This window comes from Cognatundibacterium crateris (genome assembly GCF_010078235.1).
Classification (GTDB): Bacteria; Pseudomonadota; Gammaproteobacteria; order Burkholderiales; family Burkholderiaceae_D; genus Undibacterium; species Undibacterium crateris.
The window spans coordinates 180,687-201,348 of record NZ_JAABOS010000007.1; the positions used below are offsets into that span (position 1 = coordinate 180,687).

At 52.9% G+C, this 20,662-nt stretch carries 17 protein-coding genes and 1 other RNA gene; 5 read left to right on the plus strand and 13 right to left on the minus strand.

Annotated elements, in window-relative coordinates:
- Window positions 1–11 precede the first annotated feature (11 nt).
- The 4 genes from EYB48_RS14085 to ffs form a co-directional block, all read right to left on the minus strand.
- Complete coding sequence (locus tag EYB48_RS14085) at window positions 12–2,312, minus strand: DNA polymerase III subunit gamma/tau (RefSeq protein WP_162020998.1); 2,301 nt, start codon at window positions 2,310–2,312, stop codon at window positions 12–14.
- 191 nt (window positions 2,313–2,503) lie between these two features.
- A complete protein-coding gene (locus EYB48_RS19445; protein WP_328823418.1) occupies window positions 2,504–3,334 on the minus strand; it encodes a potassium channel family protein in 831 nt (276 codons plus the stop codon).
- Window positions 3,335–3,496: 162 nt separating this feature from the next.
- Entirely contained in the window at window positions 3,497–3,955 is a 459-nt protein-coding gene (locus EYB48_RS14095; protein WP_162020999.1) for a cache domain-containing protein, read from the minus strand.
- A 231-nt stretch (window positions 3,956–4,186) separates the two neighbouring features.
- Window positions 4,187–4,285: signal recognition particle sRNA small type (gene ffs / locus EYB48_RS14100), an RNA gene on the minus strand.
- A 258-nt stretch (window positions 4,286–4,543) separates the two neighbouring features.
- On the opposite strand from ffs, the gene EYB48_RS14105 reads away from it, so the two are divergent.
- Together EYB48_RS14105 and EYB48_RS14110 are read left to right on the plus strand one after the other, a co-directional pair.
- Complete coding sequence (locus tag EYB48_RS14105; protein ID WP_162021000.1) at window positions 4,544–5,458, plus strand: ABC transporter ATP-binding protein; 915 nt, start codon at window positions 4,544–4,546, stop codon at window positions 5,456–5,458.
- Between the two features lie 9 nt (window positions 5,459–5,467).
- The gene (locus tag EYB48_RS14110) at window positions 5,468–9,043 is read left to right on the plus strand and encodes an ABC transporter permease/M1 family aminopeptidase (RefSeq protein WP_162021001.1); all 3,576 of its coding nucleotides are present in this window, start codon (window positions 5,468–5,470) and stop codon (window positions 9,041–9,043) included.
- 275 nt (window positions 9,044–9,318) lie between these two features.
- Here EYB48_RS14110 and ubiD read toward each other — a convergent pair whose 3' ends face one another.
- Window positions 9,319–10,803 carry a 4-hydroxy-3-polyprenylbenzoate decarboxylase gene (gene ubiD / locus EYB48_RS14115; protein ID WP_162021090.1) on the minus strand — a complete coding sequence of 495 codons (1,485 nt, stop codon included), beginning with the start codon at window positions 10,801–10,803 and terminating at the stop codon, window positions 9,319–9,321.
- A gap of 480 nt (window positions 10,804–11,283) precedes the next feature.
- Here ubiD and EYB48_RS14120 point away from each other — a divergent pair, with 480 nt between their 5' ends.
- On the plus strand, window positions 11,284–12,225 hold the full coding sequence (locus tag EYB48_RS14120) for a transglycosylase SLT domain-containing protein (RefSeq protein ID WP_162021002.1): 942 nt from the start codon (window positions 11,284–11,286) through the stop codon (window positions 12,223–12,225).
- A gap of 74 nt (window positions 12,226–12,299) precedes the next feature.
- Here the strand turns inward: EYB48_RS14120 and EYB48_RS14125 are convergent, their stop codons facing one another.
- The 8 genes from EYB48_RS14125 to EYB48_RS14160 form a co-directional block, all read right to left on the minus strand.
- On the minus strand, window positions 12,300–13,472 hold the full coding sequence (locus tag EYB48_RS14125) for a pyridoxal phosphate-dependent aminotransferase (RefSeq protein WP_162021003.1): 1,173 nt from the start codon (window positions 13,470–13,472) through the stop codon (window positions 12,300–12,302).
- A gap of 158 nt (window positions 13,473–13,630) precedes the next feature.
- The gene (nusB, locus tag EYB48_RS14130; RefSeq protein WP_162021004.1) at window positions 13,631–14,095 is read right to left on the minus strand and encodes a transcription antitermination factor NusB; all 465 of its coding nucleotides are present in this window, start codon (window positions 14,093–14,095) and stop codon (window positions 13,631–13,633) included.
- A 141-nt stretch (window positions 14,096–14,236) separates the two neighbouring features.
- Window positions 14,237–14,737, minus strand: a complete 501-nt coding sequence (ribH, locus tag EYB48_RS14135; protein ID WP_162021005.1) for a 6,7-dimethyl-8-ribityllumazine synthase — start codon at window positions 14,735–14,737, stop codon at window positions 14,237–14,239.
- A gap of 158 nt (window positions 14,738–14,895) precedes the next feature.
- Complete coding sequence (gene ribBA, locus EYB48_RS14140; RefSeq protein WP_162021006.1) at window positions 14,896–16,008, minus strand: bifunctional 3,4-dihydroxy-2-butanone-4-phosphate synthase/GTP cyclohydrolase II; 1,113 nt, start codon at window positions 16,006–16,008, stop codon at window positions 14,896–14,898.
- Between the two features lie 152 nt (window positions 16,009–16,160).
- Entirely contained in the window at window positions 16,161–17,033 is an 873-nt protein-coding gene (locus tag EYB48_RS14145; protein ID WP_162021007.1) for a PhzF family phenazine biosynthesis protein, read from the minus strand.
- Between the two features lie 114 nt (window positions 17,034–17,147).
- Complete coding sequence (locus tag EYB48_RS14150) at window positions 17,148–17,687, minus strand: GNAT family N-acetyltransferase (RefSeq protein WP_162021008.1); 540 nt, start codon at window positions 17,685–17,687, stop codon at window positions 17,148–17,150.
- Between the two features lie 6 nt (window positions 17,688–17,693).
- Entirely contained in the window at window positions 17,694–18,095 is a 402-nt protein-coding gene (locus EYB48_RS14155) for a hypothetical protein (protein WP_162021009.1), read from the minus strand.
- A gap of 306 nt (window positions 18,096–18,401) precedes the next feature.
- Window positions 18,402–18,794 carry a hypothetical protein gene (locus tag EYB48_RS14160; protein WP_162021010.1) on the minus strand — a complete coding sequence of 131 codons (393 nt, stop codon included), beginning with the start codon at window positions 18,792–18,794 and terminating at the stop codon, window positions 18,402–18,404.
- A 410-nt stretch (window positions 18,795–19,204) separates the two neighbouring features.
- On the opposite strand from EYB48_RS14160, the gene EYB48_RS14165 reads away from it, so the two are divergent.
- Both EYB48_RS14165 and EYB48_RS14170 read left to right on the plus strand, forming a co-directional pair.
- On the plus strand, window positions 19,205–19,594 hold the full coding sequence (locus EYB48_RS14165) for a DUF1842 domain-containing protein (protein WP_235935143.1): 390 nt from the start codon (window positions 19,205–19,207) through the stop codon (window positions 19,592–19,594).
- 153 nt (window positions 19,595–19,747) lie between these two features.
- Window positions 19,748–20,650, plus strand: a complete 903-nt coding sequence (locus EYB48_RS14170) for an EamA family transporter (protein ID WP_162021092.1) — start codon at window positions 19,748–19,750, stop codon at window positions 20,648–20,650.
- Window positions 20,651–20,662: the final 12 nt, after the last annotated feature.

Genomic DNA, 20,662 nt, shown 5'->3' on the forward strand with positions numbered 1-20,662 from the left:
AGCGAAGACGCTCAAACCGGACGTACGGAACCCGTCACAATGCTGGCGCCGAATTCGCGCATCAGGCTTTGTACAAAGCCGTCATTCTGTATTGCCTGCTCCGCCTGCTGCTGACGCACTTCGCGCTGGGCAATCGCCTGCGCATTGGCAGTGAGTTCCACCGCACCGATCTGATGTTCTACCCTTACCGTTTTGCCGAAACGTTCAGACAAAGCGGCACTGAGTTTATCGAGGCTGCCAGCCGAGAGCAAAGTCGCAACCGGCACCCGCAACTGAAATACGAAGGCGTTGCCGTCCTCACGACAATTGATCAGCTCACTCTGCTGCGCCAATTGTTGTGCCACGCCGCGTACCGGCAAACTGGCTGCCAGATCCGGCCAGTGACCATCCCAGGACAGCGCTGCGACCGGCGCGCGCCATAATACACGATCCCCAGCCAGGGGCTCAAGCACAGTGGGCTGAACCAGAGGCACTTCTTCCGGTGCACTTTCGGCCTGAGCCTGCGGCACAGGCTGCACGCTGACTGCCGGTGCAGAACGTGTCGGCCGGACAGCTGGCTGAGCGGCCGCAAACATGGGATCATCATCCCAGGGCGGCGGCATATCATCGAGACCGACAGGCTGTGCACTGGCTTCTATCTGCTGCGCAGTCAGCGGTACATTTGGCACACTTGGCACACCAGGTACGGGCGCTACAGCTGCAACGGGTGCAGCCGGTTTAGCAGGCAACGGTGCTGAGACTGGCGCAGCGGCAGCCGGGGCTGACATTGCAGCAGGCTGAACCGGAGTTACTGCAGCTGCCTGCGGTACAGCGACCACCGGCTGCGGACTGGCTGTTTTAGCTGCACCGGCTTTACCACTGGCAGCACGCGCTGCGGCCAATGCGGCCATCGCCGGGCTCATAGGCTTAGCAGCCGGTGCGCTTGCTGCCGCGGGCGCTGCTGCAGTTGTAGAGACGGAAGACGGCGCTGAAGACGGAGCTGAGGACGGCGCTATGGATGATGCTGAATTCGCGCCGGGCGCAGCAGGTGCCTGCACCGGGACTGCCGTTCTCGCGGCAGAGGGTGCCACCAGATTTGCCACTGCAGATCCGCCGCTGCCAGGCTGTGCCGCACGCAATGCAGCCTGCGCCGGTGAAGCTGAGCGTGCGCCCGCGGCAGGACCGGAGCCCGATGGTGCCGATGGTGCTGCCGGTGTTGGTGACGAAGCGGGAACCAGACCACTGCCATCGATAGGATGGAAAGCCAGCATACGCAACAGCGTCATGCTGAAACCCGCATATTCATCGGGTGCCAGCGCCAGCTCATTTTTCCCATGCACCGCAATCTGATAAAACAACTGCACCTGCTCTTTTGAGAATTGCTGCGCCAGCCGCAGGATATGTTCACGTTCCGGAAGATCATCCGGCACCGCCGATGGCACCATTTGCGCCACCGCGATCTGATGCAGCAAACTGCCCAGATCCTGTAAAGCTGATTTATACGACAGGCTGCGCGCCGCCATTTCATCCGCCACGTCGAGCAAGGCTTTACCATCACTGATTGCTAAGGCATCCAGCAGGCGAATCAAATAGGATTGATCCAGTGCGCCCAGCATGCCCTGCACCGCTTCCAGACTGACCTTACCGGCCGCATAGGCAATCGCCTGATCGGTTAAGGACAAGGCATCGCGCATGGAGCCATGCGCACCCTGCGCCAGCAAGCGCAGCGCCGGTGCTTCAAAAGCGATCTGCTCCTGTCCCAGAATATTTTCCAGATGACCTACGATATGACCCGGCGGCATCTGCTTGAGATTGAATTGCAGGCAGCGCGACAAAACCGTGACCGGGATTTTTTGCGGGTCGGTCGTGGCCAGAATGAACTTCACATGCTCAGGCGGTTCTTCCAGCGTTTTCAGCATGGCATTGAACGCATGATTGGTCAGCATGTGCACCTCATCTATCATATAGACTTTGAAGCGCGCATTAGACGGTGCGTAAATCGCCTGCTCCAGCAGCGAGGCCATTTCATCGACACCACGATTGGAGGCCGCATCCATCTCGATATAGTCGACAAAGCGTCCGGCATCAATCGCGGTACAGGCTTCGCACACGCCGCAGGGCTGCGCGGTAATGCCTTTTTCACAGTTGAAGGATTTGGCCAGTATGCGCGACAAGGTCGTTTTACCGACTCCGCGGGTACCGGTGAACAAATAGGCGTGATGCAGACGCTGCTGCTCCAGTGCATGCGTCAGGGCACGGACAACGTGCTCTTGCCCCACCAGCGTTTCAAAGCTTTTGGGACGATATTTTCGGGCGAGAACTTGATAAGACATCCTGCGATTTTACCCTATTTGGTCAACAATACAGCGAGCAAAGAAAGCTGTTCAGCCCTGCCACCGGCCAACATACATCAGACTCACTCAGCAAAAGCAGGATTTTCCGACATTTCCAGCGCTAGCGGTCGTTTTTTTTCGTCAATGCCGGTCGGATAGCAACTGCCAGAGAGTGCTGCACTTCCAGCCATCTATTCAGGAACCCGCGCGATGGTAACCTGCGCCAGCTGTTTTTCTATGCGGTCCAGCAAGGCATCGCGCTCACGCAGCTCCAGTCGCAGCGCATGCACTTCGCGGCTCAATGAACGTATGTCCGCATGCAATTCCTGCTCCAGCTGCTCCTCATCCTCTTCCACAAACAGCGCTGCGATATTAGCGGTCACGATAGAAAACATCGCATATCCGAGCAGCACAATAAACACAGCAAAAATCTTTGATGCCGGCGTCGACGGCACAATATCGCCATAGCCCACGGTGGCGATTGTCGTGAAGGCCAGCCAGACGCCATTCGCATAGCTATGCACATTCGGCTCCAGCCAGTAAAAACCGGCACCTGCCGTGGCCAGCAACAACAAGGCCAGCACGATGACCTGCACCAGATGACTGGGCTTCATATGACGCAGCACCAGTGTGGCAATACGCATCATGATCGCAGCGCACAGCGCCAGCCGCAACAACCATTCGACCAGACTCCACTCTGTCGCAGAAGGCAGACTGCTCAAAATACAGCCGAAGACAATACTCACATCCAGGATCAGCTTGCCACTGCGCCTTTCCTGAAAACGGTTTTTGCGCCACTGCACCCAGGTATCCACCGCAATCAGCACAGCCACCATGGCATACAGACTATGGCCTATGGTACGGGTCAGTTCATTATCGCCCGCCAGCAATAAATAAAAGGCAGGGATGGACAACATCAATCCCGCCAGCAGTAAAGGACGGCTAAGCCAGATCAGAAAGCGTTGCGTAACCGGGTAGGCGCGCTTGGCACCAGAGCTCTGTACGGTTTTGGGACGTCCCACGTATCACCTGAGTCCGAAGAAGGGTTGAAGTAAGATAGCGGCAGCATACGTATGTCTCAGCTGCACGCACACCCAATCATACCGGATAGAAAAGCAAAAAAGCACATGCCTGCATGTGCTTTTTTGCAAGAGTGCGGCCGTGCGGACAGCTTATTTTTCAGCTTATTTATACACGCCACAGCCAACAAAATAATTGTCGACCTTTTCTACATAGCTGGATTTCGCTTCCAATGCCTTACTGACCGGATTCGGCCATTGATAATCGACCCAGCCCTTACCCTTGGTATTTGTGAGCTCTATCATGTCCTTGATAATGAATTTGTCGCCAGCGCGCATTTCCAGCAGATTTTTACCCTGCATTTTGGGATTCACACCATGACTCAGATTGATGCCATTCTGATCGTAGACAAACAGATACAGGTCACGGTCATGAAAAGTTTTATTGGCCGGATTGGCAAATTCAGCAAATGCCTTCTCTTTACCCACTTCTTTAATATAGGCGATGCCTTTTTTGACCATCGCGATCGCCTCGTCGGAGCTACCACGCTCCTGCGCCTGCACGGAACCAATTGTTATCAGACTCAAACCCAGCATCAATACACTTCTGCGTAACATCTTCATTTTGTCTCCTCTGGTTAATCCTGCTTTAGCCTCTTTGCAGCATTAGATTACCTTAAAGCAACTAAATCGCAAGCAGTATGCATGTGCATCTGCAGCAAGCTCGATCTGGATCAAACTTTGTCGTAACAGTGGATGACAAAAACGGGGAATGCCATACGCCCTGCTATGAAAGCACAGAAAAGGCAGATTTTTTTAGGGGGGAGCTAAAACGGGATAAGAGAGAGAAGCAAGGTTGGCGAGCCTGATCTGCGGCACTTGCGGGAAATGATTGTGGCTGCTTCGTTCCCGACCTGACCAGGTTGACCATGCCGCAATGCGCAGGGGCCCGCCAGCGCGCATTATAGCGCAAAGCGCCAGCTTAAGGGGGAGTTTTCTGAACAACTCAGTCCGGATACTTTTTCAGCCTGCTTTTTCATCGATTCAACCTGCTGTATCCGGGTTTCATCCCAAAGTCACTTTCGCTATAGCGAAGCAGCTACATTCTGAGCATTCCGGAATCCGCCAGTCTGATCACAGCGCATTCAGGGAATCAGACGGCACAGCACTTCAGCTCGGCCCCTGCATTCATAACAATCAACAGGAAGACACATGGAACTACGCATACAGCATCTGAGTAAAACTTATGATAACGGCGTCAAGGCACTCAATGATATTTCGCTCACCATACCGGCCGGCATGTTCGGTTTGCTCGGACCAAATGGCGCTGGCAAATCCACCTTAATGCGCACGCTGTCCACGCTGCAGGATGCCGACAGCGGCAGCGCCACGCTGGACGGTATCAATATCAGCGATAACAAGGACAGTGTGCGTCGCGTACTGGGTTATTTACCGCAGGATTTTGGTCTTTACCCTAAGGTCAGTGCCTACGATTTATTGGATCACTTTGCCAGTCTGAAAGGTATCAGCCAGCGCAAACAAAGAAAAGAAGTGGTGGAAGCCCTGCTGCATCAAACCAATTTATACAATGTCAAAAACAAGCATGTAGGCGGTTTTTCCGGTGGTATGCGGCAGCGCTTCGGCATCGCGCAGGCGCTGATAGGCGATCCTAAGCTGATCATCGTGGATGAACCGACCGCCGGACTGGATCCGGAAGAGCGCGTTCGCTTTCATAATCTGTTATCCGATATAGGCAGCGACAAAATCGTGATCCTGTCCACCCATATTGTGGAAGACGTGGCTGACCTGTGCAATCACATGGCGGTGATACGCCAGGGTCAGGTGGTCTTGCAAGGCCAGCCTTTGCCACTGATAGAACAAATCGCTGATCAGGTCTGGAAGCGCTTCATCGATAAATCTGAGCTCGCGCGTTATCAGCAAGAATTCCGCGTTATTTCCAGCCGCCTGATTTCGGGCCGCACCTTGATACACGTGTACGCAGAAGACCAGCCAGCTGAAGGCTTTTCACCAGCGCATGCAAATCTGGAAGATGTCTACTTTGCCGCCATGGCTGGCTTACTCGGCACATCCGCTGCCACAACGACAGCAAGTGCTGCAAACGCCTGAGGATAGCCCATGTTCACGATCTTACAGTTTGAACTGCGGCAAAAATTCCGCAGCATATCGACCTATATTTACTTCCTGATGTTTTTTGCGCTGGCCATGCTATGGGTAGCCGCTGCCGGTGGTGCATTTTCCGGTGCCACCATCAGCTTTGGTGGCAAAACCTATATCAATGCGCCCAGCTCTGTTTCGCAAACTATCACCTTCCTCGGTTATCTGGGTACAGTGATCGTCGCTGCCATGATGGGGCGCGCGATACAGCAGGATACCGAACACAATATCTGGCACTTCTTTTATACCCTGCCCCTGCATCGTTTTTCTTACCTCGCAGGCCGCTATCTGGCAGCGCTGATTACGCTGCTGTTTGTATTTTCCAGCATCGCCTTAGGCGCCTGGCTGGGCTTGTATCTGCCAGGCATAGAGCCAGTCCGGGTCGGCCCGGGTTTTGCGCTGGCCTATATCCTGCCCTACTTTTTTTCTATCATTCCGAATCTCATCACTTTCGGCGCGATTTTCTTTTTTCTGGGTGCGATATTCCGCCGCATGCTGCCGGTCTATGTTGCGAGTGTGGTATTACTGATCGGTTACCTGATCGCCGGTGCCTTACTGAGCGATATGGACAACCGCAATCTGGCCGCCATGATAGATCCCTTTGGTTCGCGCGCGATTTCACGTCTGACCGAATACTGGAGCGTGGACGATAAAAATACCCGCCTGATTCCTTTGGCCGGGATTTATCTGGCCAATCGCCTGCTGTGGGGCAGCATAGGACTGATTACGCTGGCACTGTGCTTCTGGCGTTTTCAATTCAGCGCAGCCAGCGTAACGGGTAAGCAGAAAAAAGAAGCGCTAACAGCGGCGCCAGCCAGTCTGCGGGTTCCAAGCGTACAGCCGGATTTTGGCAAGGCGCATTTGTGGCATTTATTCCGTGCCCAGACCTGGCTGAATTTGCGCGAAACCGTAAAGAACGTCTACTTTATTACGATAGCCTTGTGTGGCGTGCTGTTTATGTTTGCGACCTCCACGGCCATCACTAAGATGTATGGCACGGCGACCTATCCGGTGACCTATGCGGTGTTACAGGTGATGAGCGGCAGTTTTGCCTTATTCATGCTGATCATTACCACCTTCTACGCGGGTGAACTGGTGTGGCGCGAACGCGAAGCGCGTATCGCACAGCTGATGGACGCCTTACCGGTACCGAATGCACTGCCCTTCTTATCCAAACTCAGCGCCCTGATCCTGCTGCAAGGCATATTGCTCGCAGTACTGATGGTGTGCGGCATACTGGTGCAGCTGTTTCATGGCTACACCCAATTCGAACTGGGCCAGTATCTGTACCAGCTATTCCTGTTGCAATGGCCAGACTATATGCTGCTCGCGGTATTAGCCATGTCTTTGCAGGTCATCGTCAACAATAAGTATGTCGCTTATTTTTTGATGATACTGGTTTACATCGCAGGTATCGCCCTGCCAGCGCTCGGAGTTGAGCATCCTATGGTCATCTATGGCAATACGCCCGGCGTGACTTATTCGGCACTGAATGGCTATGGTCACTTTATTCCCGCAATCCGCTGGACCCAGGCTTATTGGGGCGGTGCCGCACTGATGCTGATTGCAGCCAGCCTGTGCTTCTGGGTACGCGGTACCGGCAGCGACTGGCGTGGCCGCCTGCATACAGCGCGCGCGCAGTTAAGCGGCAGCACGCTGGGGCTGGGCAGTATCGGTGCCTTGCTGTTCCTGTTGTGCGGTGGCGTGCTGTTTTATTTCTACAATATCGTCAATAGCTATAAAACCAGCTATGACAATGAAGTGGCACAAGCCAACTACGAAAAGAAATACAAGGCACTGGAAGGCAAAGCACAGCCACGTATCAGCGATGTCAAACTGGCCGTCGATATTTTCCCTGATCGTCGCAGCACTGCCATAGAAGGCGAATATCAGCTGGTGAACCGCACGGCAGAAGCGATCAGCGAAATCTATATCATGCAGAATGACGAGGCCGATATCCGGCAATTAAGCCTGGACTCACCGAACACTGTCGGCATCCGCGATACAGATAACGGCATGTACAGTTTCCGCCTGCAGCCAGCACTGGCACCCGGCGCCTCTGTCCGCCTGCGTTTCCGTCTGAACTATGATGCACACAGCTTCCTGGGGATGAGCAAGCGCGATACGGTGATTGCTAACGGCACTTTCTTTAACAGCTCGCTGATGCCACACATAGGCTATCAAAGCAATGTCGAGCTCAGCGAAGATAAACTCAGACGCAAACACGGCCTGAAAGAAAAAGAACGTATGCTGCAGCGGGATGACCCACGTGGTCTGGCTAATAGTTACATCAGCAGCGATGCGGACTGGATACGCTTTGATGCGACCGTATCCACCAGTAACGATCAAATGGCGATTGCGCCCGGCAAGCTGGATAAGAGCTGGGAAAAAGACGGACGCCGCTATTTCCATTACAGCGTGGATCAGCCCATCCTGAACTTCTACTCTTTCCAGTCTGGCCGCTATGCCGTCAAACAGGCACAGTGGAACGATGTCGCCATTGAAATCGATTACCAGCCGGGTCATGAGTACAATCTGGAACGCATGGTTAAAGGCGTACAGCAATCGCTCGCGTATTACAGTAAGAACTTCAGCCCTTATCAGCACAAGCTGGTCAGGATTATTGAGTTCCCGCGCTATGCAGGCTTTGCACAAGCCTTCCCGAATACCATACCGTTTTCGGAATCGATAGGCTTCATCGCTAAAGTCGACGATAACAATCCTAAGGACATTGATTATCCGTTTTACGTGACCGCGCATGAGGTTGCCCATCAATGGTGGGCGCATCAGGTGATTTCAGCCAATACCCAGGGTGCCACCACGCTGGTGGAAACGCTGGCGCAATATTCGGCGCTGATGGTGATGAAGCAGACCTATGGTGAAGCGAAAATGCGTAAGTTCCTGAAGTATGAACTGGATGCGTATTTGCGTGGACGTGGTCAGGAAAGGAAAAAGGAGCAACCACTGGCATTCAATGAAAACCAGCAGTACATCCACTACAACAAAGGCAGTCTGATCATGTATCTGATGCAGGATCAGCTGGGTGAGGAGCAGGTCAACCGCGCTTTGCGTGAGGTAGTTGCGCAATATGCCAACCGTGGCGCACCGTATCCGACCAGCCGTGTGCTGGTGGACGCCTTGCGCCGCGTGGCACCGGCCGACAAACAAGAGATGATCACCGATGCGTTTGAATCCATCATCCTGTATGAAAGCCGCGCACTGTCCGCCACCGCCAAAGCAATCGGCGCAGACCAGTATGAAATCACGCTCAAAGTCAGCAATAACAAACTGAAGGCGGATGAGTTCGGTGCAGAAAAAGAAGTTGCGCTGAACGACAGCATGGACATAGGCGTCGACGATAAAGATGGCAAGCCCTTATTACGCGAACGCCATCTGATACGGCAAAAATCCGGCGAGTACAAGTTAATCGTCAGCGGCAAACCGGCCAAAGCCGGGATAGATCCTGACAATAAGTACATCGATCGCAAACCGGACGACAACCTGATACAGATAGAGTTTCAGAATGGCGCTAAATAAGCAGTACGCCGTTTAGTTTTTGGCAGCATAAAGCCGCAAGCATCACACAGCAAGCTGTTGATGCTTGCGGCTTTTTTTTCGACTGGCAGCATGTCCGGTCTATGTCGTCTTCATGGGTGGCCTGCGCAGCTGACAACAGCACAGGATACACAGGGAAAATACCAAGACCTAAGCCTGATGCGCTTCTCCAGCCAAAATGCGGCCAGCAGGCGCATGTTTACTCAGTCATCCATTTCACTCAATGACAAAAGCTTACTCATCGCCTGCGCCGGATTTCACAGTCCCAGTTGTTGCCAGATCTGATCGACCCGGGCTTTCACTTCGGGCGACATGGTGATGGTAGTACCCCATTCACGATCGGTTTCGCCTGGCCATTTATTGGTCGCATCTATCCCCATTTTTCCGCCCAGACCACTGACTGGCGAGGCGAAATCCAGATAATCGATAGGCGTGTTATCGACCAGCGTGGTGTCCCGCACCGGATCAACGCGGGTGGTGATGGCCCAGATCACTTCTTTCCAGTCACGTACATTCACGTCTTCATCCACCACCACAATGAACTTGGTATACATGAACTGCCGCAGAAAACTCCAAACGCCAAACATCACGCGTTTGGCGTGACCGGGGTAGGCTTTCTTCATCTGCACAACGGCCATGCGGTAGCTGCAGCCCTCAGGCGGCAGATAGAAATCGGTGATTTCCGTGAACTGCTTTTGCAGCAAAGGAATGAACACTTCATTCAGCGCCACACCCAATACCGCCGGCTCATCCGGTGGTTTGCCGGTATAGGTGGAATGGTAAATCGGATCGCGCCGCATGGTAATGCGATCGATGGTAAATACCGGGAACCAGTCCTGCTCATTGTAATAGCCGGTATGGTCGCCATACGGCCCTTCCAATGCATGCTCATAGCCGGAAGGATGGTTTTCATCCGGATAGATGTGGCCTTCCAGCACAATTTCTGCCGATGCCGGCACCCGTAATTCACTGCCGATAGCCTTGACCAGTTCAGTGCGGCTGCCGCGCAGCAAACCGGCAAACTGGTATTCCGACAGGCTGTCCGGCACCGGCGTGACTGCACCCAAAATCGTCGCCGGATCGGCACCCAGCGCCACTGCGATAGGATAAGGCTGGCCTTTGTTGATGATGGCATGCTCACGGAAATCCAGCGCACCGCCACGATGCGCAAGCCAGCGCATGATGACCTTATTCGGGCCCAGTACCTGCTGACGGTAAATGCCCAGATTCTGGCGCTTTTTATTGGGGCCCTTGGTAATCACCAGCCCCCAGGTAATCAGTGGCGCAATATCGCCCGGCCAGCAATGCTGTATCGGTAAGCGCGCCAAATCCACGTCTTGCCCTTCCCACACGATTTCCTGACATTTCGCGCCGCGTACTTCTTTCGGTGCCATATCCCACACTGCTTTCACCAGCGAGCCCATGCCCAGCAAGTCTTTAAAACCTTTCGGAGGCTCTGGCTCTTTAAGTGCCGATAACACATGACCAATCTGGCGTAATTCACTCAGGTCACTGGCTCCCATGCCCAGCGCCACGCGCTTAGGCGTCCCGAATAAATTACCTAATACCGGGATGCTGTGTCCGGTCGGATGGCGAAATAACAGCGCCGGACCTTCGGCGCGCAGGGTGCGGTCACAGATTTCTGTCATCTCCAGATGCGGGGAAACCTGGACATCCACCACTTTTAGTTCATCCAATTGTTGCAACTGAGAAATAAAATCTCTCAAATCCGAATATTTCATCATTTTTCGCTTTTTTCTCTATCTGAATACGCTGGTCAAGCTAAATCCGCTAAGTGCTTGATTTTATTGTTTTTTGCTGCTTTGCAGCAGTTTTCTTTATACCTATAAGTTATAGAAATCAATTTTGATAGTATTGACTCGATATAAAACCGCCCCTACAATTCGCCCAACTTGATGAAGAGCTTCTGGCTTCCGGCACTTTCCATGCGAAGAAAGTTTCGCCACTAACGGTAACATCATTCACGGGGATCGGGCCCCACATAACATTGTAAGGATTGTTTTCGAAAGGCGTCTGCCTTCACCCGAAAAAAGTTGTTGATCACCGGATGCTCCGGTAGCAGGTCAGACAGACCACATGGATCAACAACTCCGGCGTCATCCGCTCGCGCCTTGCGACGATGACGATGTTTCTGATACGCGGCTGTTTGAATTGCAGAGTATGAAGTCACTACCTGCGACGCGTAATTTCAGGAGGTAAAAATGCTTCAACGTATTAACTTAGCTGTTTCTGGTAGTTCAGCTGCGGATGACCAGCGCCCTGCGCAGTCGGTCCCAGCATTCGCATCTGCTCCGGCATTGATGCACGCAGTACGTCAAATCCTGACGATTTCCGGTGTCATCGCGATGCTCGCGCTGGCAACCATGTTTTTCAAACCGGAGTTAGCAGATAAATTTAAAGATCTGTCTCCATTCGCGACCGCCGAAGAAGAAGTGGCCGAAGCGGAAGTACCACCCCCAAGCCTGGCGATGCTGATGCAAGCCCCGGGTCAGGCAAAACCGGAAGTTGCTGCACACAATGCGGTTTTTTCCGAAGAAGATGCCAAAATGCTGGGTAACCAACGCCAGCAACAATGGGTAACTAACTGGCTGTCCAAACGCTACCGCATCGCGACCGATGCAACCAATATGCTGGTCTCTGCGGCCTATCTGACTGCGAAAGAAATTAAAATCGACCCGCTGCTGATACTGTCAGTAATGGCGATAGAATCCGGCCTGAATCCTTTTGCTGAAAGCCCGGTCGGTGCTCAGGGCCTGATGCAGGTCATGTCCAAAGTGCATCATGAAAAATTTCAGGAAATGGGTGGCGTCAAAGCTGCACTCAATCCGGTTGCCAACATCAAAGTCGGCGCACTGATCCTGAAAGACTATGTATCACGCGGTGGCTCGGTCGAAGCTGGCTTGAAAATGTATGTGGGCGCTGGTGCCATGGATAGCGATTCCGGCTATGGCTCACGCGTGCTGACCGAATACAAGCGTCTGAAAGACGTGTCGGCCGGTAAAAATGTTCCTACCGTATTCAGCAACCCTGCTCCGGCAGCCGTTCCTGTGATTCGCAACACAGAAACCGTACCTGTGATCCGTAATGATCAAAACGAAGCTAAGGCAAAAACCGAAGCCAAGGATCAGGTAGCCGCGCTGTAAGCGCAACGCAACAAGACATCCTTACACGAATAAGCCGCCTGCTGCTCATCGCACAGGCGGCTTATTTTTTAGGCTTAGCTTTTTTCAGGGTGTAGAAAAGCCTTGAGACGACGCACCGCCTCTTGCAGGTTTTCCAGCGAATTGGCGTAAGACAAACGTACATAACGGTGCGCAGTCGCAGGACCAAAATCCTTACCCGGTACAATCACCACCCCGGCTTCACGCAGTACTTGTTTAGTGAAGGCATCGGCATCATCACTGAAGCGCGAACAATCAGCGTACACATAAAAGGCGCCATCCGGCGTCACCGGTACATCCAAGCCTAATTCGCGCAAGGCTGGCACCAGATAATCACGGCGACGCCGGAATTCTTCTTTACGCGCCGCATAGATTGCCAGGCTGTCCGGCGTAAAACAGGCCAGCGCCGCATGTTGTGCCACGGCCGACGCACAGATAAACAGGTTTTGCGCTAGTTTTTCGACAGCGGGCACGATACTCTCCGGCACCACCAGCCAACCCAGGCGCCAGCCTGTCATATTGAAATACTTACTGAAGCTGTTGATCACCACCACATCCTTATCCAGCGACAAGGCAGAAAACGGCGCACCTTCGTAACTCAGTCCCTGGTAAATCTCGTCGACGATGGTGTAGCCACCGCGTTGTTTAACGATGTCTATGATCTCGCGCAGCTCCGATTGCGGAATCGAGGTGCCGGTAGGATTCGATGGCGAAGCCAGCAATACCCCGGCAGTCTGCGCCCCCCAATGCGCACGCACCATTTGTGCCGACAATTGAAAACGCTCAGCCGGGCCGGATGGGATCAGCCTGGCCTGTCCCTCGAAGGCCGCAACAAAATGGCGGTTACAAGGATAACTGGGGTCAGGCATCAGCACTTCTTTACCCGCCTCCACCAGCGCCGCACAGGCCAGCAGTAAGGCAGCAGATGCACCGGCTGTGACAATAATCCGCTGCGCCGGCACGTCCAGCCCAAATTCATCGCGGTAATGGCGCGAAATAGCGCTGCGCAAGGCGGGCAAACCCAACGAAGAGGTATATTGCAATTTACCCTCAGCCATCGCAGCGGTGGCGGCAGCAATCACATCCGGTGGCGCGGTAAAGTCAGGCTCACCGATACCCATATGTATCAGGTGCCGCCCTTCCGCTTCCAGCTCAGCCGCCATTTTCATGAGTTCCATCACATGGAAAGACGAGATATGGTCGAGCCGGGATGCGAGATGATGTTGCATAGTGTTTTATCCTGAAATTCTGCGTCAGAAAAAGATGGGGGGCAAAGGCGATGTAAGCTCAGGCTGCGCGTCCCGTCGCTACAAAAAAAATCCGCCTGCTTCAGTCAGAAGTCAGGCGGACAGATCATACTGTGACCGATATCAATTCGGCAGGCAAATTATTTACCTGCAGCGATCTCGGCAGGACGCAGCTTGGCAGCCAGCTTGTCCAACACGCCATTGACGTATTTATGGCCATCGAGACCACCAAAGGATTTGGTCAGCTCTACGGCTTCATTAATCACAACGCGATAGGGGATTTCGATATGATTTTTCAATTCATATGCGCCGATCAGCAGCACAGCGTGCTCAATCGGGGATAACTCAACCAGCGGACGATCGATCAGATCGGCAAACGCTTCGCGCAACTGGATGGATTGATTGATCGCACCGTGCAGCAGGATATCGAAGTGCTCCCGATCCGCTTTATCAAAGCCATGAGCCTGACGGATATGGGCGTCGATTACGCCGGAATCTTCATTGTTCAGCAGCCATTGGTACAGGCCTTGCAAAGCGAATTCACGCGCACGGTGGCGCGGGGAGCGATTCTTACTTGGATTCGCGTGTATGGTTTTTGTGGTCATTATTTTCTCTTACTCTTACTTTTACGTTCATTACTGCCGGACAGTGCTGCATGCGCAAAGGCGGACAAAAAGCCTGCCCCTTACAATTCAACCGGCTGCGCTCTTTGTGCAATCGGCCTGCAGGCCGCCACAGCAGGACGATTATTCGTCGTCGTAGTCCAGATCTTCTGTGGCTTCAGCGAGTTCATCCAGAGCCAGGGTCAGATTCGCCATTTCAACAGCAACCCGCGCTGCGTCCGCACCTTTTTCTTGCATACGGACTTCGGCTTGCTCGTCATTTTCAGTGGTCAGAATTGCATTCGCAATCGGAATGCCCGCATCCAGACCGACGCGGGTAATGCCGGCACCGGATTCATTCGAAACCAGTTCAAAGTGATAGGTTTCGCCACGAATCACCGCGCCCAGCGCAATCAAGGCATCAAACTGATTGGTTTGCGCCATTTTCTTCAATGCCAGTGGCACTTCCAATGCACCCGGCACGGTCACGTGCAGGATGTCTTCGTCCATCACGCCCAGGTTTTTCAATTCAGCCAGACAGGCATTGAGCAAACCGGCACCCACATTGTCGTTAAAGCGGGCCTGAACGATACCAACGCGTACGCCTGCGCCATCCAGATTTGATTCGTAGTGTCCAACTGTCATGATCTTCCTTTTGCGCTGACGCGCTTAAAACTTATCGATTTGCACCCCGTAGTTACATGGGGTTCAGTACTGCGAATGTATTGCTTATTCGTATTGCTTATTCGTATTGCTTATTTGCTGCCAGTGAAACTGGATTGCGGTGTGAAACACGGCATGACTTAAACCGCAGGCTTATCCAGATAGCCAGTGACTTCCAGGTTAAAGCCTGTCATCGACGGCATTTTACGTGGATTTGCCAGTAACTTCATTTTACCAACGCCGACATCCTTCAGGATTTGCGCACCTATGCCATAGTTACGCAAATCCATTCTGGCAGCGCGGCTGACCGGGCGGGTCTCTGGCGTATTGAGCGCGGTGAACTGATCAAACAACTGTTCCGCGCTTTCTTCGCAATTGAGCAACACGATCACGCCGGATTCAGAGGATTTGATGGCCTGCATCGCCGCCGCGATATTCCATGAATGCGTAGTCGCCTGACTTTCCAGCAAATCCAGTATTGATACTGGCTGATGCACACGTACCAGGGCTTCTTTATCTGCTGCGAGTTCGCCGTGAATCAGCGCCAGATGGGCAGAGCCGCTGGGTTTATCACGATAAACGATGGTTCTGAAGCTGCCATGCGCAGTATGCATAGCGCGCTCTGCAACCCGGTCAACAATACTTTCGGTCTGGCTGCGATAGTGAATCAGATCAGCGATAGTGCCGATTTTGAGCTGATGTTCCTGCGCGAACGCGATCAGATCAGGCAGACGCGCCATGGTGCCGTCGTCTTTCATGATTTCGCAAATCACCGAAGCCGGTGTCAGTCCGGCCAGCTCCGCCAGATCGCAACCTGCCTCAGTATGACCGGCACGCATCAGTACGCCACCCTTTTGAGCCTTGAGCGGGAAAACATGGCCAGGCTGCACGATGTCATGCGCCGTGGTTTTCTTATCCACCGCCACACGTACAGTACGCGCGCGGTCAGCAGCTGAAATACCGGTGGTCACGCCTTCCGCCGCCTCTATCGAGACGGTGAAATTAGTGCCGTAGGCAGTGCCGTTACGACTGGTCATCATCGCCAGATTCAGCTGTTCGCAACGTTCTTCCGTCAGCGTCAGGCAAATCAGGCCGCGGCCAAACTTGGCCATAAAATTAATGGCTTCCGGTGTCACGAATTCGGCGGCCATCACCAGGTCGCCTTCGTTTTCACGGTCTTCTTCGTCGACCAGGATCACCATGCGACCTGCACGTAATTCTGCAACGATTTCCTGGGTAGTAGAGATACTCATAGGGAGATAGTCCTGATGCGGCACGGCTGCTGATACTGTATGACCAGAATGACAGCGCAGCCTGCACAAGCTGCAATTGAAAAGAATCCCGCTATTTTAAAGGATTTCGCCTTACTCTTCCTGCGCTTTCTGCGCTTTAGACTGGATTTTCCTCAAATTTGAATGCGGCCACGGCCGATTTCTATGACTTTGCCACCGACCCGTATCTTTTCCTGCCCGGAAATATCCAGATACAAGACGCTGGGGCGTCCCATCTGTACACCTTGCTCTACACAGTATTGTTGTTGCGACAGCATATTCTGATGCCTGAGCCAGGCACCCAGGTTGGCGCAGGCCGAGCCAGTCGCCGGATCTTCGCCGACGCCGCCATCAGCACGCTCGAAAAAATAGCGCGCCTGAATTACAGCCTGCCCTTGCACGCTATGGTCGCTGTTCTGTTCTATATAAAAAACAAAGACGGTGCGGCGTCCGAGACTACTGCGCGGCCAGCGTGCCAGCAACTCAGCGCGGAGTCCCGCCTGCTGCAAAGCAGCCGCACTGTTCACGGCTATCAGCAACTGATCCGAGCCAGTATTGACCCATAAGGGCTCAGCCACGATATCCTCGGCCCGCAAGCCCAATACCGGCGCCAGTTCTGCCGCACTGGCCGGGCAAGGCGTAATCTGCGCCACCTTAGGCGCTACAAAAGACCAGACTGCGTCATTGCGCTGCAAAGGAACTATCCCGGCGCGGCACGACAAACTGAGCTGACTACCGGTCTGCAGCAGTTCGCTGACAACGGCTGCAGAGCCGACACTGGGATGACCGGCAAACGCCATCTCCGTACCCGGCGTAAAAATACGCATATGCCTATCCGCCTGATCAGACGGCAGCAAAAACACGGTTTCAGACAAATTAAACTGCCGCGCTAACGCCTGCATCTCGGTATCAGTCAAGCCGCGCCCATCTTCGAACACACAAAGGGGATTGCCGCCAAAAGTCGCTTCGGCAAATACATTCAATAAACGGTAGGCATAGTCACGCATAGATTTGAACAGGTTGGAGTAAATGCCAGCAGTGTAATGGATGGTCTGCGGCCAGACAGAGAACTTTATGGCAAGTACAAGGGAATACAGCGCTAATCGCTACAGACGCTGTAATCAGGCATCCTGCGCCAGCCGTGAATACACCAGGAAATCGCCAGCCACACCGCGCACCTGCCGGAAAGAGCGCAATAAGCCCTCGCGCTCGAAACCCAGCTTTTCCAACACCCGTATCGAGGCTAAATTCGATGGCAAGACTGTGGCCTGTATGCGTACCCAGCCCATTTCACTGTAGGCCCACGTCAGCAAGGCGCGCGCCGCACTGGCTACGATACCCTGTCCCCAGTAAGCCGGGGCCAGATCGTAGGACAATTCGGCACTGCGATTTGGGACCGATATGGTATGAAAACCTATCGTCCCCAGCAGTCTTCCATCGCGTTCATCGATGATTGCGAGGCGTATCTGTGATCCCGCCTCTGAGGATGCGAAGAGGTCGAACTGCGGCAACAAATCCTGCAGATCACGTAAATTCCAGCTGGTGTGCTCTATGGTTTGCGGTTGCTGTAAACAGGCGTACCAGGCAGCGGCATCACTGCGCTGCAAATCGCGCAAAAGGATGTGCGGCTGGCCGGTGCGCAATTGCAGATGGCTACGCATAATCGCCTAACGCGGTGAAGCGTGGATATACAACGCCAGCAACTGACAGCTTTGCGCTGAGGCGACCGAAGTCTGAATCTGCACTGCGCCCAGCTTCTGCGATACCGCATCTGCCCAACTGGCGCTATGCGCATACGAAGCAGGCAAGCCATCTGCCTGCACAGACAGCCGGACACTGTTACCGGATCGCGGCCTGGTTGCCGCTGCGATACCCTCCAGCGCGCCCAACTCGGTCGCGAGCTTACTTAATGCCGCCGCACTGTTCGGGGATGCTGTGTTGAACCAGGTAGCCAGCTCTGTCGCTTTCCCCTGCGCCAGCAATTGCGCCGCGCGGACCGCACAGGAAGACTCAGCCGAGGCAGGCATGGCGCAGATAAATAACAGGCTTAAAATAAAAAGCTTACACATTAAGATAAGTTCAATTTAAGCAACGAAGTGATTTTTTCAATCAAAGAAATAAGAATGGCACATTAATGTCGATTTAACTGGAAAGAGAACCCTGTTCTTCCATTGAAAACCCGAAAACCTCGGATTGTTCATTTTAAGAAGTTTTATTTAGTTAAATATATGCAACCATAAACATAGAACTTACACAAAACTGCTTGGCATAGCATTATGCCTTCTCGGCCTAAGCCACATAGCAAGCTTCCATAAGCTCTGCCAGACAGTTTTGCGAACGTCACTTAAGTTAAGTGCGTACAAATATGATACGAATTAATTATTAAATAAACCTGTTTTTTGTGTCACATCTGATTCACTCATTGAAAAACGTTTAACTACGTTTGCCTGATCAAATAAGACAACTAATTCTTTTTTCTTACCACTCGCAGATGCGCCAAACAAATTAACGATTGGAACAAAACTAATTGCATCTGCCGAAACGTTACTGAATTCATAATTCCAAATTTCAAGGCCGCCGTCAGTAAAGGAAGTTTTCAACGGCGAACCAAACATACGACGCACTTCATCTTTCGTTGTTTTGCCCTCAACAATCTTTTGCCTTGCTGTGGATTCTGATTCTTTTCTCAAACTTTCATTACCGACACTCGCGCACCCCATTAAACAAATTGAAGCCACCAAAGCTGTAACGCATGCATATTTTTTCATCTAATTCCCCAAACTAAATAATTGTAATATTGAACTTTAAATGTAACATTTATTTACAATTACTTCAATTACCCACACATGCAAAACTGAAACAATTTCTCTCGGCGAAATCGCCCCACATTTGTACTAACCATGTGAAAACGCACTTCATCAATGCCAAAAACTTCCATGTCAACACAACACCATAACATGTAATCCCCCACCCAATTCGGGCACATAACCAGTCACATTCACCCTTACAGCAGCGGGCGAAATACTGATTTCGTACTGGCACAGCATTTGCAATCAGTACCAAGTGTCCGGCTGCCGCGCAGTTGGATGATGTGCGGTAGCCGGGAACCTTAACAACACCCCGGGGCGATATTCCGAAAAGCCTGACGAGTAGGAAATTCCATTACGATTATGAGGTTATGATGACTACAGCAACATCCCCTATCATCGGCGCATACCTGGTTAAAGGCACGATAGGCAACACCCAGTTAGTCGGCGCTCCGCTGGTCACCTATGCACTGGTCGTGGTACCGGGCCAGCATCATGTGTCGGGTCATGTCCATGTGACGCAGGCGACTGAAAACGGTAATTACAGCGGTAATGTCACAGGCAAAATTTTTGCAACAGGTTATGGCAATGTGACCCAGGTGGTCAGCCTGCATGGCCTGATCCATCCGGATGGCCCTATGCCCCTGGAAATTCCATTCGAAGCCCATCTGGCGATCAATGGTGAATGGGTAGGTACTGGCGGCTTCAGCTATGGCAATGTGCACGTGGAGCAAGTACCGGTCAAACATCTGGCTGGCTGATTTCCTGAATCAGATTGGCTGCGTTAGCTACATTCAGCCTTGCCCATGCCTGTCGCGTGCGCAAGGCTGTATTTTTTTCACCTGTCATGCGCGCAGAATCGCTTACACTGACTGATCTTCCTGATAACAAGGCACCTCATGTCAGCTACTGCACTGCGTCCCCAACATTTGCTGACCGCGCTGGTCGTGGTGGTCTTATGGGGCATGAATTTTGTTGTGATTAAAATCGGCCTGAAAGGCATACCGCCTTTTCTGATGGGCGCGCTGCGCTTCATGCTGGTGGCCTTCCCTGCGATACTGTTTCTGCCTCGCCCCAAGGTTCCGCTTCGCCTGTTACTGGCCTATGCACTGACCATCAGCCTGGGACAATTTGCCTTTTTGTTTTCTGCTATGGCAGTCGGCATGCCGGCTGGACTGGCATCACTGGTATTGCAATCGCAGGCATTTTTTACAGTGGCTTTATCGGCCCTGGTGTTTGGCGACAAACTGCATTTGAGTAATCTGTGTGGCATGCTGGTGGCGGCACTGGGTTTATTTATCCTGGGCAGCGCCAGCTTGCAGGGCAGCGCGCAGCAGGTGACACTGGCCGGTTTCGCCTTAACGATATGCGCAGCTTTTTCCTGGGCCAGCGGCAATGTGATTAATAAAAAAATCGGCCCGACTGCGGTGCTGAGTCTGGTTTCCTGGAGCGCACTGATTCCCATCCTGCCCTTCTTTGCGCTGTCATTCATGTTCGAAGGCCGCGATACCATCGTTCACAGCCTGACGCATATGTCGCTGTCTTCTGCGCTGACTATCGTTTATCTGGCGGTAGCGGCAACGCTGATTGGTTACACGCTGTGGGGACGCTTGCTATCCAGCCTGCCTACCCATATGGTGGCACCGATGACGCTGATGGTACCGGTGATAGGCTTGAGTGCCGCCTGGCTGTTATTGGGTGAGGCACTGAGTCAGCTGCAAATCATCGGCGCGCTGACGGTGATGGGTGGCTTGTTGATCAATGTGTTTGGCGCCCGCCTGCTCGCTGCCTGGAATGCGCGTTCGCCAGCCGCCTGAACCTTGCTGACC

Coding starts and splice junctions, on each gene's coding strand:
- EYB48_RS14085 (WP_162020998.1), bottom strand. CDS start 2,312: ATGTCTTATCAAGTTCTCGCCCGAAAATATCGTCCCAAAAGCTTTGAA.
- EYB48_RS14095 (WP_162020999.1), bottom strand. CDS start 3,955: ATGAAGATGTTACGCAGAAGTGTATTGATGCTGGGTTTGAGTCTGATA.
- EYB48_RS14105 (WP_162021000.1), top strand. CDS start 4,544: ATGGAACTACGCATACAGCATCTGAGTAAAACTTATGATAACGGCGTC.
- EYB48_RS14110 (WP_162021001.1), top strand. CDS start 5,468: ATGTTCACGATCTTACAGTTTGAACTGCGGCAAAAATTCCGCAGCATA.
- ubiD (WP_162021090.1), bottom strand. CDS start 10,803: ATGAAATATTCGGATTTGAGAGATTTTATTTCTCAGTTGCAACAATTG.
- EYB48_RS14120 (WP_162021002.1), top strand. CDS start 11,284: ATGCTTCAACGTATTAACTTAGCTGTTTCTGGTAGTTCAGCTGCGGAT.
- EYB48_RS14125 (WP_162021003.1), bottom strand. CDS start 13,472: ATGCAACATCATCTCGCATCCCGGCTCGACCATATCTCGTCTTTCCAT.
- nusB (WP_162021004.1), bottom strand. CDS start 14,095: ATGACCACAAAAACCATACACGCGAATCCAAGTAAGAATCGCTCCCCG.
- ribH (WP_162021005.1), bottom strand. CDS start 14,737: ATGACAGTTGGACACTACGAATCAAATCTGGATGGCGCAGGCGTACGC.
- ribBA (WP_162021006.1), bottom strand. CDS start 16,008: ATGAGTATCTCTACTACCCAGGAAATCGTTGCAGAATTACGTGCAGGT.
- EYB48_RS14145 (WP_162021007.1), bottom strand. CDS start 17,033: ATGCGTGACTATGCCTACCGTTTATTGAATGTATTTGCCGAAGCGACT.
- EYB48_RS14150 (WP_162021008.1), bottom strand. CDS start 17,687: ATGCGTAGCCATCTGCAATTGCGCACCGGCCAGCCGCACATCCTTTTG.
- EYB48_RS14155 (WP_162021009.1), bottom strand. CDS start 18,095: ATGTGTAAGCTTTTTATTTTAAGCCTGTTATTTATCTGCGCCATGCCT.
- EYB48_RS14160 (WP_162021010.1), bottom strand. CDS start 18,794: ATGAAAAAATATGCATGCGTTACAGCTTTGGTGGCTTCAATTTGTTTA.
- EYB48_RS14165 (WP_235935143.1), top strand. CDS start 19,205: ATGATGACTACAGCAACATCCCCTATCATCGGCGCATACCTGGTTAAA.